The following is a 15,392-nucleotide window of genomic DNA, read 5'->3' on the forward strand; positions in this document are numbered from 1 at the left end:
AAGTAGCTATCGGTAGCCGCATGTTTTACTACAATCAAAGTGAGCTATCTAGTCGCAGCGAAATAGAGTCAAACATTGGTATCAGGTAGCATTCTAAAAATGTATCACTTTAAACTCAAGCGGTTGAAGATTAGGGAAATTGATGCAGCAATCTAACGCAGTAAAAGCAGTAACGATAAATAAAAAAAACAAACTATTTGGAGTGCCGCTATTTATCTTCGTGGTAGGCCTATTCGTTGCTATTTATCTAGAGCAACAACAATCATCAGAGAATCACCAGTATATTCAAGCAAAATTAGAATCCAGACTCATCGAAATTGGTGATGCCGTAGTAGAAACTTTAACACTTTATCAGTACGGATTAAGAGGCTTAAGAGGTGCAATATTAGCTACAGGCATAGACCAATTTAACTATGCCAAAATGCAAGCCTATAGCGATTCGAGAGACACCGACAAAGAATTTCCTGGCGCTAGGGGGTTCGGTTTAATTCGTTATGTCGTACTAAAGCAGCAAAGTAATTTTGTTGAACGAGCACGACAAGACCGCCCTGATAAAACGTTCGCAATACGCCAATTAGATTCGCACCAGAATAGTTTGTTAGTCATCCAGTATATTGAGCCCGAGAAACAAAATCAGCAAGCCGTAGGATTAGACATCGGTTCTGAAATGGTGCGCCGATATGCTGCCATGGAATCCGCTAAGCATAATGAAGTGCGGCTAACTGCCCCTATTACATTGGTGCAGGCAAGTAATAAAATACGTCATGGTTTCTTAATCATGATGCCTATTTACGGTTTTGATCCTGTCGGAAAAAGTGTTGAACAAAGAATAGCCAATATTCAGGGGTGGAGTTACGCTCCGATTTTGGTTGACGAAGTTTTAGACGGCATTAGTCTTATTCAGAATGATGTGCTGTTTAGTATAAAAGATAAAGATGTGGGCACTTCGACTACTTTTTATGAATTTGGCATCTTGGATCAGCAAACATCTGATTATCATGCGAGTCATACCATCGACCTTTTTGGTCGTAGCTGGATTCTACAGCTTAGTGCCAAGCATTCCTTTATTGAATCACTTTTACTTCCCGAGAAATACCAAGTGTTTTTGGTGGTGATGGTGGTCACTTTGTTATTGATGTTGATCGTTTTTACTCTTTTGTTAACGTTAACAAAGAGGGCACAAGCCATAGCTTACAAAGCTGAGTTATCTTTAGTCACAGAAAAAGCCCTTAAGTTGGCTAATCAACAACTTGAACAAGAGGTATTGAAAAGAACAAAACAAATATCCCAAGTGAGCGTTTTGCAGCGAAGTATTTTAGGAAATGCGAGTTACGCCATCATAGCTACTGATGAACAGGGGATAATTACTGCCTTTAACCCTGCAGCAGAGAAGCTCCTTGGATATAAAGCAGAGGAATTGATTGGCAAGCAAGATCCGTCAAAATTTCACATTGAGGACGAGATTAATGCTAGAGCTGATGTTCTATCGGCAGAGTTAAGTCACAAAATTGAGCCGGGATTCGAGGTGTTTGTAGCAAAAGTGCGACTATGTGGAACGGATAGCAGTCAGTGGAGTTATGTGCACGCTAGTGGTAAGCATATTCCAGTGCGTTTAACTGTTAGTAGCTTGTATGATGACCAAGGTAATTTGTTTGGCTTTCTAGGTATTGCCTATGATTTAAGTGAACAACTGCAGCATGAAAAAGAGTTAGCTGAGGCAACAGAACAAGCAGAGCAGGCCAGTCAAGCTAAATCCAAGTTCTTAGCCAATATGAGTCATGAGATCCGTACTCCGTTAAATGGAATTTACGGTGCATTACAAGTAATTAAAAACGAAATCAGCACTGAACAAGGGAAGAGTTTGTTGGATAAAGCGCTGTATTCGGCCAAAAATCTCAATATTATCATTAATGATATTTTGGACTTTTCGAAAATAGAAGCAGGCAAATTAGAGTTAGAAAACGCGGTGTTTAATTTAGCCGAACTTTTGGAGCATCTGCGCTCAGATTTATCCGTGATGGCTGAAAACAAAAACATTACATTCAACCTAGTGAATCAAGTCGACCATCTTTCATGGTCTGGAGACTCAACAAGGATCCGTCAGATACTATTAAACATCGGATCCAATGCCATTAAATTTACCGAATTTGGTAGCGTGACAATTATTGTCGGTTTTGAACAGGTAAAAGAATGTCTTACCTTTACTATAAAAGACACAGGAATAGGCATCGAGCACAAACAATTGCAACGGCTATTTCAACGTTTTGAGCAAGCAGATACCTCAACTACTCGCAAGTTTGGAGGCTCTGGTTTAGGTTTATCGATCACTCATTCTTTGGTGACGCTTATGAAAGGCGAAATTTCAGTTGAAAGTGAAGTGGCAGTAGGGACCACTATTACCGTAAGTTTACCCTTAGAAAAGGCAATTGCCTCTACGGTGTTTAAACAAGAATTTGACCCTGACGAAATTGATTTTTCAGGAAGGACGATACTGATTGCTGAAGACAATGAAATAAACCGAGTGGTAGTTGAAGCTATGCTAGAGTCAACTCACGCTAAACTTGTTTTCGCTGTTAATGGACTGGAGGCAATTGAAGCGAATAAAAAATACACGCCAGACGTTATATTAATGGATATTCAAATGCCGGTAATGGACGGTATTGAAGCGTGTAAGCAAATCAAATCGAACGATTCGGCGACTCCAATAATCGCACTAACAGCCAATGCGATGAGTGAAGATATCAAGAAATACCAGCTCGAAGGATTTGACGGACATATTGCAAAGCCAGTGGAATTGCAGAGGTTATTACAATCATTGCAACAAATATTACATCAGGTTACATAAGCAACCGGATAACTACTAAAGCGGATCGATTACCCTTCTATTGTTTTAGCCTGACAAACCTCCGTTGCAATTTTTTGTATGAATAGTTCGAGCGTATCAATCAACCTAACTATTTCAAACGCTAACCTTAGCTGTGAAATCAATGTATCATTTCTCGCAATAATCCCTATTGAATAGATTGAACTGCTACTAGTGTCAATTTGTCCTTCAGAATTCAAAATTGAGATACAACGATGAAAGTCTTCCAATTCCTACCCTTATCCCTAGTGTTTTTGTGGTCACAAGCTATCAATGCGCAAAGTGTAACGGATCAGCTGATAGTCGCATTGGTGGACAAACATCTACCTCAAGTTTTGCATCAAGAGAAAGCGACACCTTGGCAAATGGGGACTTATAATTTGACTGTACATAAAGCTTCTGGAGCAAAATTTTTCAGTAACCAGCAATATTTAAGTTTGAGTGTGCCAATCAAGGTGATGATGACGGGACAAGTTAATAAAGAACTCTTCGGTCAAAAAATCTTACTTAATTGCTCGTCTGTTTTTGTGACAGAAACTAGGCTAGATCTTGCACCTGAAATTAACCCTCCCGAATCTACCGCCAGTGTTGAAGTATCAGTACCTATACCAGAGGTAAATTTAAACTGTGAAGGTTTAAAATTACCTATCAAACCGCTACTTGAGCAGTTAGTGGCGACTAAAAAACAACAATGGCAGCAACAGCTTGAACAAGACATTGTTTCAATGTTTAAACAAATGGGTATCTAATCACAAGAGTACTGGGGTCAACCATGCTTGGCCTAGTAGGTAACTAAAAGTACGGGGAAGAATATGGGAGAAAAAGTGGGGAAAAACGTGTCGGGTGAAACTGATTTAAATAAACTAGTTGGCGCAATGCAGCCAATGTTAAGCGAGATTGAATACGTGTTTGCTGTTTTCGATACACATAGTTCAGCATCGCTTGTGGAGTTGGCACCTATTGGTACTTTTCAGGAACAAGAAGGTTTAACTGTGATAGTGCCGAAGCACAAGGCTGATACGTCTGGCCTAAATTACCAAGGGGTATTTCAATGTATTACACTAAATGTGCACTCTAGCCTCGACGCCGTAGGACTTACCGCTGCGGTCTCAACTGCACTAACTGAACAAAATATTAGTGCGAACGTAGTAGCAGCGTTTTACCATGACCATATTTTTGTGCCTATCGATAAGGCAAATCAGGCGTTATTGTGTTTGCAAAAATTGGTGAGTGATAGTCGCCAATAAAAACGCCAACAGTTATAAAACAGTTGGCGTTTTAGGGTTCAAACACTTTGTGATATTACTGGTTGTTTAAATAATCAAACACTGCTTCTGCTCTTTGCTCTGCATGTTGATTGAGATATTCCACGCCTTGGTAAAAATCGTTGTCACTTTCTAAGAAAGAATATCCGCTTACTTCTGATGTCGCATCGGGCTCGATTAGCGCTGAATATTGATCGTAAGTGGCCAGGATACTATTGGTTTCGAAGGCACTACTAATTACTTCTAACAATAATTCGTCGTAACGAGCTTTGTAAATTTCGTCAGTATAAATTTTGCCGATGAGTGGCCAGCTATCGATATCTAAGCCTGAAAAGTCCAGTGCTAATGCGCCTCCTTGATTACCCGTTTGTAACGCTTCATTGTTGTCCCAAGGGAGCCAAGTTAATAGTCCTGTATCGGGATCGTTATAAAGATAATAATTATGTGGCATACGGCCATAAGTATCCCAGTTTTGGATGATGCCATTGACTGCTAAATAATTTAGGAAAACATCTACATCAAAAACGGCTTCAAGGTTGGCTCTCCACGTAGCTGGGTCACTGGTTCTGGTGTCGTCATGAAGAGCGGTGAATAGGGCTGTTATGTCTGACCAATCTGCGTCATCTTCATTGTTTTTCTTTTCAAAGTCATCAAGGTTGAAACTAGCTTCAGCAAAGGTTGCGCCATCATCTTCCGGTTTATATAAATTTCCATCGTTATCATCGAATTGCGTATCTATAACAGTGTCATCAACTTCTTCTACAAGGGTATACAGACCAAAATATTCAGGACCGTCCCCATGATCTACATATAACGAGTAGAAAGCAGTGTGAGATACCACCATGCCGGCATTTTTAAACACATCGGCGGCTACTTTCTCACGCATTAGTGATTCATCATTGTAGTTGTTTTTAAGGCTAAGCTTTTTGAAACCATAAAAACGTTGGTTATCAATTTGTGGATAATCGTCTTCGAACTCATCGAAGTCTAACTTGAAAGACAACTTGAGTATCCCGGATTGCCAACTGGTTTGTAGCGATGAATTGCCCTTAAAGCGAATTCCCACCCGATACCACTGAGTGCCATTGTAAAATACGTCAGCCGGCACAAAAATCGGATCTTCGTCGGTATCTTGCGATTGGTTAGTGGTTCTTTGCCCGAATGTGCCGTAAAGTTCTGTCATATTATCGAGCATACTTTGCCAACGTGTTTCAGAAACCACAAAATCTAAACGTTTCACTTGTGAATCGTCAAAGACTTCGTCGAAGTTAGGATCTGCGCTTTTACTGTGAGTGGCGTCTGTCCAGTCAGTTGCTTCAAAATCTGTATCTGTAATTTCAACGGTTTCAGTATCTGAATCACTTACCTCATCTTCTACAACAACCGTATCTGAAATTATATCCTCAGCAACTACTTCGTTGTTGTCGCTACCCCCACAACCACTGATAGCTAAAAAAGCACAGAGTGAGATGATAGAGCCAAACTGCTTTAGCATTTGGCTGACTGTTGTGGACCCTTGATTGTTGTTTCGATATTGCATAGCAAAAACCTATCGTTTGGTTATTAGAACGTACTTATGAAAATATCAAGTACTCGAATTGCCCCAATGATAGAAAATAATGGTGCAAATAATGTGCAAGCAAAACGCAAACAATGTGTAAGTAAATGTCTATAAATACCTTATTAGGATCCGGCACGTCGCAGCGTAAACAATCTGCCACTGGGGTGAATTCGTGGATGACACCACAGGAGTTGAATAATACCCAAGTGAACGACATAATCCCGCCATAAAAATCAATGCAAAGAGGCTCTCAATGACAACAAATAATCTGTATTCAATAGGTCAAGCGGGCCAAAAGTGGCAGGATGCTGAAAAAGCGCAATGGTTAGCGGCGCAACAAATCAAACGTTCATATGCTGACGATGTATTGAGTCAATTGCCTGACTTAGCTAAACACTTTGATATTGAAGAATATGCAAAGTTAGAGTACCCCTCTGGAAGCTTCTCGGTTTTTGCTCTTGGCAGTCTTAATTGGGATAAATCAAAACCTAATGTATTAATAACCGGTGGAGTACACGGTTATGAAACCAGTGGTGTGTTTGGGGCATTAAGATTTGCAGCAACCGCGGCTCAAGACTATCACCACAAATTTAATCTTATGATTGTACCTTGCATTAGCCCTTGGGCTTACGAAACCATCAATCGCTGGAATCCTTTAGCTATTGACCCAAACCGTTCATTTTACGCCGATAGCCCAGCCCAAGAATCGGCAGCCTTGATGAAATTGGTGTCTGATTTAGATTTCTTAATGCACATCGATTTGCATGAAACTACAGATACCGACAACTCAGAGTTTCGCCCGGCCTTGGCAGCCAGAGATGCGATAGATCATCAAGAGTGGGCAATCCCAGATGGGTTTTATACAGTTGGCGACACCGAGAATCCATGTGCCGACTTCCAGAAAGCCATCATTGAATCCGTGGAAAAAGTCACCCACATTGCACCAGCAGATGACAGTGGGCGAATTATAGGTGCCCCTGTGGAACAAAAAGGAGTGATTAATTACGCCCTTAAAAGTCTAAGTTTATGTGCAGGTGTAAGCAATGCTAAGTTTGTGAGTACCACAGAAGTCTATCCAGATAGTCCTAAGGTTGATGCTGAAAATTGTATTCAAGCGCAAGTAGCAGCTATTACTGGGGCTTTGGATTTTATCGCAAAAAATTAACGCGACAGGGTGAACCCTTTGCTAGGGATCAGCGTATCGAGAGTATTCAAACTTTAAAGCGGCGAGTGTAATGAGACGATTTGTTATAAGTTTACTGTTGGTGATGTTTGCGAGTGGTTGTGCTAATTATGATTACCCCAGTGAAGTCACTATTGGTGACAGCATGGTTGCTGTTACTGGTGAGAGTTTAGAAGGTCAACAAGTAGCGATACCACAAGACTTTGAAGGTCAAGAAACCCTTTTACTTTTTGGCTATAAACAAGACTCGCAGTTTGATATCGACCGTTGGTTGATTGGGCTGGACATGACCCAAACCCAAGTGGCCGCTTACGAAATTCCTACTATTCAAGGCATGTTACCTCGAATGTTTAGTGGTTTTATCGACAGTGGTATGCGTAAAGGGATCCCTAAACAATTATGGAAAGGGGTCGTTACTGTATACGCAGATGGGGATAAAGTGCAGCGCTTTACTGGTAATCAAAACCCGAATAATGCCCGAGTGATGTTATTAAATAAAACTGGCGCTATCGTATACTTTTATGATCAAGGATTTTCTGTGGAAGCACTAAATGAAGTGCGTGAAGCGTTACAAAAGTAGTGTTAATGAAAGCCGGCACAACACTGCATGTGCCGCCTTTCATGATGAATAACTTAGTTGAACCTTATTTAGTTCAACAAATTCTGTTGAAAAAATAACACCACAGCTTGCTGGTAAATATCGCGGTTTTCCTTTTTACGATATCCATGCCCTTCGTTTAATGCGTTCATATACCATACCGCTTTATTGTTATCTCGCATCGCTTTTACAATCTGTTCTGCCTCAGTTACGGGAACCCGTGGATCGTTTTGGCCTTGTACCACAAACAAAGGCACATTGATTTTATCGACGTTATTACTGGGGCTAATCGCTTGCAAATGAGCGTTCATTTCTGGATTTCTTTCGTCGCCATATTCAACTCGTCTTAAGTCGCGGCGATAATCTTTGGTGTTTTCTAAAAAAGTCACAAAATTAGAAATGCCGACAATATCTACTGCAGCCTTGAGGCGCTCGCTGTAATGTACCGCACTTGCCAGCACCATATAACCACCGTAACTGCCACCAATTACCGCAACACGGCTAGCATCTAAATCATCTTGGGTGGCTATCCAATCTAGCAGCGCACCAATATCTTTTACCGAGTCTTCACGATTAAAACCATTGTCCAATCCTATATATTCTTTTCCGTAACCAGCAGAGCCGCGCACATTTGGGGTGATAACCGCAGCGCCAAGCGTATTTAACCATAATTGAGTGTTACTGCTAAAGTAAGGCCTTGCTTGACCTTCGGGGCCACCATGGATGCTAATAATAACTGGGTGGGGGCCACTCTTGTTAGGTTTGTAGACAAAGGCTGGAATTTGACGTTTATCAAACGATTTAAAACGCACCAATTCAGGCACCACAAAAAGTTCTGTATTCAGTCCGCCTACCTCACTGAACGTCCAGCGCGTTAAATCAGCATATTGGGTGGCAGAACGTTTAAGTGTTAGTACGAAGCTGTCACTAGGGGTTTGTGAGGTATTGAGACTCATGGCGAGATGTTTGTCGTCTGGACTGAACGTTAAACCACTAATTATACCAATAGGCACATCTTGCACGGCTTGATACTTAAAGTTTTTAGTATCAAGCAAATATAACTGACTAATTCCATCTTGATTGACAGTAAAGGCCGCTCTTTTTCCAGTTTTGCTTAAGCTGAACTCACTGACGTTCCACTGAATATCTTTGGTGATGACCGTTAGTTTGCCCGAGGAGAAGTCCCTGTAGGCTAAGCGTTGATATTCGCTACCTTGATTGGTTGTCAGAAAATATCCTTTGTCTCCTTTGGCATAACTTAAGGCAAAGTTTACGCTTGGCGAGTCGTCGCTACCATCTAGTAAGGTTTTGTTTCCTGAGTCTAAATCTAACGAGTACACTTTTGAATTACTGGCGCTGGTGTATTGTTGCACTAAAAGATTAATATTTTTTTGGTCCCAATCTACCGGTCCCCACCAACTGCCATCTTTTGATTCAAGTACTATGCGGCTTTTTTCTGGAGCTTGAGTATCCATCATCCATAAATCGTTAGAACGCCCATTTCGCTTAGTACTTTGATAAGCCAACTTACCACCATTGTCGCTCCAACTTAATGCTCCGTTTCGTGATTCTCCATCGGTTAACATTTTGGCTTCACCGGTTTTTGGATTGAGAGTGAAAATCTGTGAGTACTCACTACCTCCTGCATCCATTGTGAACGCGATGGTGTCGCCATCAGGTTGGCGACTTATGGAGCCAATTGGTTCGTCAAAAAAAGTCAATTGATGGCGAGCGCCACCTGGTTTGTCTACTCGGTGTAACTGACTGACATCACCAAATCGAGTAGAAATATAGATGCTTTTACCATCTTGGCTGAAATCTCGAAAAGGTGCTGAGCGCACATTTTGGTAACGCGAAAGGTTATCAACGATCTCTTTGGGAATGGCAGGAATGTCCTGCATTATTAAATTACCGTTATTGGCCTTGCTGTTAGTTACGGCGGCGGCCGACAAACTCACGCTGAGCATCATTAAAGCAATAAACGCAATAATATGTTTTGTCATGACTTTTCCTTTTTGACTGATTTGTAGTGAACCGAACTGGGACGAATATCCAACAGTTGATTCACAGTGATTAGATAATTAGCTGCATTGCTAGCTTTTGCAAATACCTTTCACACTTTGTAACTTAAAAGTTTGGAATTGCAGGCAAACACCTCTACTTATTCATTGTGTTCTTCTTCTTCGGGAGGCTTTACGTGATTACTTTTTAATTTGATCACGGGAGTTTGCAAAATTAGGCTGTTGGGGTAGGTAATAAGGTTTCCGTCAGCATGCCTTATAAGTACATGAAAAGTAGTGATTTCTTCAATCATTCCGCTTAGGTCAAAATCTTTGTTGGCAATACGCACTGTGTCACCTACTCGGTACGGAAAATTGAAAAAGATTAAAATACCCGCTGTAATATTACTAAGGATTGACCACTGGGCAAAAAGCGCGATACCTAATACTGCAAAGGCAGACGAAAGAAATACAATAAACTTTCCATAGTCAATGCCTAGCACCATTGACCCAATAATTATAAAAGCGACTAGATGTGACATTAGCAATATCTGTCGCACCATTAATTTGCGTTTTAGGGTGGCATTCTTATTTTTGGTAATACGTCTAAAAGCTGACGCTAACCATTTTCGCGTGATCAAAAACAGTAAAATTAGTAAACCAAAAAGAAACCAGTTGTTCGCCATTGAGAATGTCCTATGCACAGTAAATTAGCGGCCATTAACGAAACAAGCTGTAAACGGCGATTAGGCAATCATCAGATAATTATCAGCGAACGGCAAGTAAAGTGAGGGAATATTTACATGAATTAGTCATTTTCGATCCTTGACTCTTTATTAAAAATCCTCAAAATCCTCACTTTCTCAAAGGGTCGTCATCTAGGAATGTTGAGCACCAATTATGCAAACAGAAATTCGTTATCGTTTCGCTCGAGCACAAGTGGCCAATCGTTTTTTAAACGAGCTAAAACACTGGTCAGTTGCAGAGGTGAAAGCTAAGTTATTTCAAGGTTCAGATACAGTGACAATTACTTATGAATTTGATGGTCAGGGATTCGACTATACCTGTTCTGAATTGGATGACTTGGCAAACAAATACGACGGGGAAGAGCTGTAATGTCGGTAGTAATAACGTTCATTATTATTACCGACATGCTTAATCATTAATAGGCAAGATGTGCGACTGTGATCTCAGAACTCTTGTGTTGGCTTTTCAACGGAGCATCAATAAGCTTTTTTGTTAGTTCTGCCGATAATTGAATAGGCTCAACGGATACTTCGCTCTGTTTAATTCGTTGTAACTCTTTGTGTAGTTGGGTTTTTACCTGCCCCAACAAGGCAAGAATTAACATTTCCTCTCTTGAAACTTCTATATCTTGAGCCTGCATTTGCTTCGCAACCTTTTTATACTCACTATGTTTTGGGTTCACAGTATTCACTGAGAGTGCATGTCCTAATACTTGATGAGTTTGCGGATCGACAAGGGTAATCTCGAATTGTCCTTGTAAGTATAATTTAGAGGCAAAAGCACTTGGTTGTAGCGCTATTTCTTTCCTTACTGTTGCGCCCCCTACGTCGTCTTTTGAAGGACTCAACCCAATTCCAGTAGCAGTGGCTCCTCTATTATAGTTTGAACCTTTCGAACCTTGAGCTGCGCCGGTTCGATAAACTCGATTAGCACTTCGAGAATAAAGCGCCATCTCCTTGAATTTTATTTGTACAAATAAGTTTTGGTCGCTATCTGCTGAAGAAATATCGGTTTTGAACTCAACACTTTTTGCTAACCGGAAGAGTTGTTCTGGCTGATTTGATAAAAGATGTAGGGCGAGCTTTAGGCGCTGATGCCAAACACTCTGTGTCGATTTCAATTCTACATTTTTGGTTAATATAGGTGTGTAAGTGGCCTGCTTAAAATTATCTAAGAAATCAGTTGAGCTAATAATAAATTCCTCAAATTCACTATTTTCTATACGAAAGTATTGTGATGCGAGGTTTCTTTTTATATCTGTATTTTCAGTGGGGAGATTTTCCAAAGATTCAGCTAGCGTTAGTTCAAGCTCTTTGTTTTTGATGGCAGTTGCCACTTGGTAAACATCATTTTGAAGATGACTAATCAATATATCCCACATGTTTTTGATGATGTCGGCATTAAGTTCGGTTCGTGTACGAGAGTTTGTAGGACTTCCTTCATGCCTTGCTAGTGTAAGTAAAGCAGGTTCAACATTAGAAGAGTCAAGCCATATTTTTTTTAGTCCGGAACCCATATATTCATAGTTGCTGGTATCAACAAACACGACTTCTGCGATGACTTCGAGGACAAACTTTACCTTTGTTAAATCAGCCCTTGGATGAAGCGCTAAGGTTGTTTCAAGTTTTTGAATAGGGCTACTAATATTGATATCTGACAGGTCGGGGGTATCAGACAGACCTGGATTAGCTCTATCGACCCTCCGGGAATCTCTCCATTTTGTTGCCATAGTTCTACTCTCACCTGATGTTGGATACCTTATTGTGGAGATAACATTAGTTTTGATTCCCTTCGTAACATCCAACAATTTAACGTCCTTAATTCTTATCTGAGCGATAAGTGAAGAATTCATACCTGTAAAAACAGCTGTCGCTCGGTCTTTACTATTCAAAGTAATTACTCGCGACTGTTGACTTTGCACTTCAGAAAAATATTGGCCGACTACATTTCTCCATTTGCGTGCACCTTTTGAAAACTCTGTGTCGCTGGTTGAAATAGGAGCAAAAATTATCTGGTCGATGTTGTCTAACGCATTGGGTGACTCTAATGAAAAACTACTAAATTTGTCAGTAGAGGCATAAACGCGTCCGGTAGGTTGTTGCGGTGTTTGTATTGTTTCTTTAATTTGTTTTACCGCTTTCTTTGCTTTTTTTACTTTTTCATTCTTGAGTGCTAAGTAATGGCCTGCTGCACTACTGGTCTCTGTAGCGTTATTTTGCGCCAGCAATGGCAAGCTTTGATTATTTTCTAAGGGTTTTTGTAGAGGTTTTGCGGCAATGTTTGGCGTTGATTTTATTAGTGGCACTTTATCTAGACTAGGTTTTTGTGAGGCCTTAACCGCAATATTTAAATTGTTTACTGATTCACTGGCTATAGCAGTTTCATCATTGCTTGCCATTTCGTTATTCACATCTTTGGTAGGTTTAGCTATTTCGGCCTCATAACTTGGGATCTCTTCGGCGATATCAGATGACGTGGCATCTTGCTTTACGGGAAAATTGACAGTCTCAAGTTGTGTTGGTGTGGCTTCAAACTCAGCAGGCGATGGTTGATTTTTGGCATTAACGTTCAGGGTTAAACCGAGTAATCCTGCACAGATAAGCGCTATCAACCTTTCGGTAGACGTTGCTAGTTTTCCGTTATTCGGAAATAAGCGTTTCACACGTTCTAATAACAGATATTTGTCTTTACTTGCGGCCATTGCAGACTGGCTGACAGGTGTGACGTCAGCGAATTGACTAAGGCTATTTGCAAAGGTTAACGGATCACCACAGGCCTTAACTGCTATATCGTCGCAGATATTTTCTCGTTCTATAATAATTTTTTTGCCGATAGCTAAAACTAAAGGGTTGAAGAAGAACAGCACTTTAATTAAACACAGCAGAATATTTGTCAAATAATCGTGACGTTTCACATGTGCTAATTCGTGTAGCACTATGGCTTCAATATGGGCCTGTGGAAGCTGCACGAGTATGCCAAGTGGTAATAAAATGACAGGTTTAAAATGACCAATAACGCAAGGCACATTTATCTTGGTTGAGTGCATAAAAGCCACAGACTTAGTAACGCCAAGTTTCTGGACTAGACTTTGCAACCTTTTATCCCACTGCTGTGGTAAGTGAGATACAGATTGGCTTTTTAATTTATGAGTTAATCTAATGTCGTACCCGTAGCGAATGCCCTGAATGATAAAACCTACACACCAAAACAACACAATCGTATCTAACCAAGGGTTGATGGTGGTGAAGGTAGTCACCCACCAGTTCTGAATTTGTGGCGTGTTTAGTGTGGTTTGTAATTGGGTAAATAACTGGCTGGCTTGAGCCACATCTTGGTAACAATAAACAAATGTTTTTATGCTGATTAGTAGACAACAAATAAGGGCAATAATAGATAATCCATAACGGATCTCAGGTTTAGAACGTTGACACATTAGTAGACTCAGGCTTAATAAAGTAAACACTATCAACGACTGCCAAAATGAGTGGACTATGGTCCAACCCAAGGCATAGACAAACTGGCTATCGAATAGGGAAATTAATCTATCCATGGCCTTTATCCTCCATTTCTTTAAGAAAAGTTTTGATTTGAGTTAATTCATCTTGGCTGACGCTTTTGTTACCAAGCAATTGCATCATCAAATTACTCGCCGAACCACCAAAAGTGTTATTAACGAATTTTGTGAGTAGGTTGTCTTTTGCTACGGATTCTTGGATAAGTGGAAAATAAACGTGGCTTTTTCCTTCTTTACGCCTATCTAACAAACCTTTTTCAGCCATAACTTGCATGGTTTTTAAAGTGGTTGTGTAACCAACTTTGCGCTGTAAATTGAGTCGGTCGTTCACAGTTTGAGTATTGGCTTCTTTTAATTCCCATAAAATATTAAGAACTTCAAGCTCTGCTGGAGTAGGGTTGATCATAAATATCCTTAACTACGATAAGATTCGTATTTAGTTTGTACGAGCCTTGTCGTAGTTGCAAGTTTTTTATACAAATTTTATGAAGTGATTTACAGTGAATACATGAAGTGTACTCGTAAGGGTTTGATTTTATTGTTAAAATTTATTTTGGGGCGCAGTAAAATTATATCTGAACTAAAACAAGAGTATGCCAATGCAAAATGACTTGATTCATCCATCCATTATTATTTTGATAGAGGAATGGCCGTAACCAAGTCAATAAAAATGAATCCCGAAAACGACTACTAAGGTTGGTTAAACGACATCTTCGACAAGGCTAAAATTTCGTGGCGACAAGCTTTTTGATTGTAATTGACTGAGCACTCATTCATAAATCCATGCAAAAACGGAACTTGCCTGATTGTGATGTTGTTTTTGTCCCTCAAGTTATTCATAAGCGCTGTTACAGAAAAATGTGACTCCAATGTCGGAAAAATCAGGTTTATAGGAAATAGAGGCTCAATATCTACATGGTTTCTAATCTGGGAGCCGTAATAACAATAACCGTTTTCAATGTTATGAATAATAGGGTTGTTCGATACTTTCCAAATAGCGGAAGCGCCGACGCTAAAACCAATAAGGTTTACAGGGGATTTTATGGATTGAATGCGCTTTAGTAAGCTCTCAGAGTATTGCTCAAGAGAGGAATGTTTGGTGAAAAAATCGTAGGCCTGTTGTTCACTTGTAAATGCCATGTACTTTGCATCATAAGGATCGTGAATTTCGGTTAGCGTAGAAAAATTACACGCCAATTCATCCAATGCGTCTGTTTTACCAAAAATGTCAGAAACTATGATGTTTTGCATAAATATAGACGCCAATTGAAGTGATAAGTACCAATATCCCCATTCAAACTAATAGCTAACGGGTCTGTTTAAACGATTAAATTACGACGGGGGGAAAAACTATCTTCCTAACAAGTACTCTGTGAAAATCACAATTAATGCTTCTAGCTATGCACTAATGCCGATCAGTTAAGAAAACTTTTAATAATCGATTGATAAATTATTGGTGTAAAAACAATAAAAGTGGATTCCGGCCAAAAGACCGCCGGAATGACGAGGGTGAGCGATAGCAGTAAAGACTGCGGGAATGACGGTAATCCCCCTCCCACTTGTCATTCCCGAATGCTTTTATCGGGAATCCAATGTTAAATAGACTGACTGGCGTTCCTTCAAAAAAATCTGCTGCCCACCTTAAGTTAACAGCATTAGAG

General features: G+C 40.1%; 13 protein-coding genes. 7 read left to right on the top strand and 6 right to left on the bottom strand.

Features of this window, described 5'->3' with window-relative positions; genetic code table 11:
* Positions 1-142 precede the first annotated feature (142 nt).
* The 3 genes from KO534_RS01290 to KO534_RS01300 all read left to right on the top strand — a co-directional run bounded on the left by KO534_RS01290 (position 143) and on the right by KO534_RS01300 (position 4,110).
* The gene (locus tag KO534_RS01290; protein WP_215926389.1) at positions 143-2,845 is read left to right on the top strand and encodes a PAS domain-containing hybrid sensor histidine kinase/response regulator; all 2,703 of its coding nucleotides are present in this window, start codon (positions 143-145) and stop codon (positions 2,843-2,845) included.
* A 233-nt stretch (positions 2,846-3,078) separates the two neighbouring features.
* A complete protein-coding gene (locus KO534_RS23350) occupies positions 3,079-3,612 on the top strand; it encodes a hypothetical protein (protein ID WP_252731890.1) in 534 nt (177 codons plus the stop codon).
* Between the two features lie 87 nt (positions 3,613-3,699).
* Entirely contained in the window at positions 3,700-4,110 is a 411-nt protein-coding gene (locus KO534_RS01300) for an ACT domain-containing protein (protein WP_215926411.1), read from the top strand.
* A 55-nt stretch (positions 4,111-4,165) separates the two neighbouring features.
* Here KO534_RS01300 and KO534_RS01305 read toward each other — a convergent pair whose 3' ends face one another.
* Entirely contained in the window at positions 4,166-5,668 is a 1,503-nt protein-coding gene (locus tag KO534_RS01305; RefSeq protein ID WP_215926391.1) for a CotH kinase family protein, read from the bottom strand.
* A gap of 125 nt (positions 5,669-5,793) precedes the next feature.
* Between KO534_RS01305 and KO534_RS23585 the strand changes: the two genes are divergently transcribed.
* From KO534_RS23585 to KO534_RS01315, 3 genes are all read left to right on the top strand, one after another.
* On the top strand, positions 5,794-5,919 hold the full coding sequence (locus KO534_RS23585) for a hypothetical protein (protein WP_289848589.1): 126 nt from the start codon (positions 5,794-5,796) through the stop codon (positions 5,917-5,919).
* Positions 5,920-5,942: 23 nt separating this feature from the next.
* Positions 5,943-6,854 carry a M14 family metallopeptidase gene (locus tag KO534_RS01310; protein WP_215926393.1) on the top strand — a complete coding sequence of 304 codons (912 nt, stop codon included), beginning with the start codon at positions 5,943-5,945 and terminating at the stop codon, positions 6,852-6,854.
* Positions 6,855-6,924: 70 nt separating this feature from the next.
* Positions 6,925-7,452: a hypothetical protein gene (locus KO534_RS01315; protein WP_215926395.1), complete on the top strand. Its 528-nt coding sequence runs from the start codon at positions 6,925-6,927 to the stop codon at positions 7,450-7,452.
* A 68-nt stretch (positions 7,453-7,520) separates the two neighbouring features.
* On the opposite strand, the gene KO534_RS01320 is transcribed toward KO534_RS01315, so the two are convergent.
* Both KO534_RS01320 and KO534_RS01325 read right to left on the bottom strand, forming a co-directional pair.
* Positions 7,521-9,473, bottom strand: coding sequence for a S9 family peptidase (locus KO534_RS01320; RefSeq protein WP_215926397.1), 1,953 nt, complete (start codon positions 9,471-9,473; stop codon positions 7,521-7,523).
* Between the two features lie 158 nt (positions 9,474-9,631).
* A complete protein-coding gene (locus tag KO534_RS01325) occupies positions 9,632-10,156 on the bottom strand; it encodes a mechanosensitive ion channel family protein (protein ID WP_215926399.1) in 525 nt (174 codons plus the stop codon).
* A 214-nt stretch (positions 10,157-10,370) separates the two neighbouring features.
* Between KO534_RS01325 and KO534_RS01330 the strand changes: the two genes are divergently transcribed.
* The gene (locus KO534_RS01330) at positions 10,371-10,586 is read left to right on the top strand and encodes a hypothetical protein (RefSeq protein ID WP_215926401.1); all 216 of its coding nucleotides are present in this window, start codon (positions 10,371-10,373) and stop codon (positions 10,584-10,586) included.
* A 46-nt stretch (positions 10,587-10,632) separates the two neighbouring features.
* Here the strand turns inward: KO534_RS01330 and KO534_RS01335 are convergent, their stop codons facing one another.
* From KO534_RS01335 to KO534_RS01345, 3 genes are all read right to left on the bottom strand, one after another.
* A complete protein-coding gene (locus KO534_RS01335) occupies positions 10,633-13,767 on the bottom strand; it encodes a M56 family metallopeptidase (RefSeq protein ID WP_215926403.1) in 3,135 nt (1,044 codons plus the stop codon).
* The gene (locus KO534_RS01340) at positions 13,760-14,137 is read right to left on the bottom strand and encodes a BlaI/MecI/CopY family transcriptional regulator (protein ID WP_215926405.1); all 378 of its coding nucleotides are present in this window, start codon (positions 14,135-14,137) and stop codon (positions 13,760-13,762) included. The genes KO534_RS01335 and KO534_RS01340 overlap by 8 nt, the downstream gene beginning before the upstream one ends.
* A gap of 284 nt (positions 14,138-14,421) precedes the next feature.
* The gene (locus KO534_RS01345) at positions 14,422-14,982 is read right to left on the bottom strand and encodes a hypothetical protein (protein WP_215926407.1); all 561 of its coding nucleotides are present in this window, start codon (positions 14,980-14,982) and stop codon (positions 14,422-14,424) included.
* Between the last annotated feature and the right edge of the window lie 410 nt (positions 14,983-15,392).

Origin of the sequence: Paraglaciecola arctica, assembly GCF_018861065.1 — a bacterium.
GTDB classification, from domain to species: domain Bacteria; phylum Pseudomonadota; class Gammaproteobacteria; order Enterobacterales; family Alteromonadaceae; genus Paraglaciecola; species Paraglaciecola arctica_B.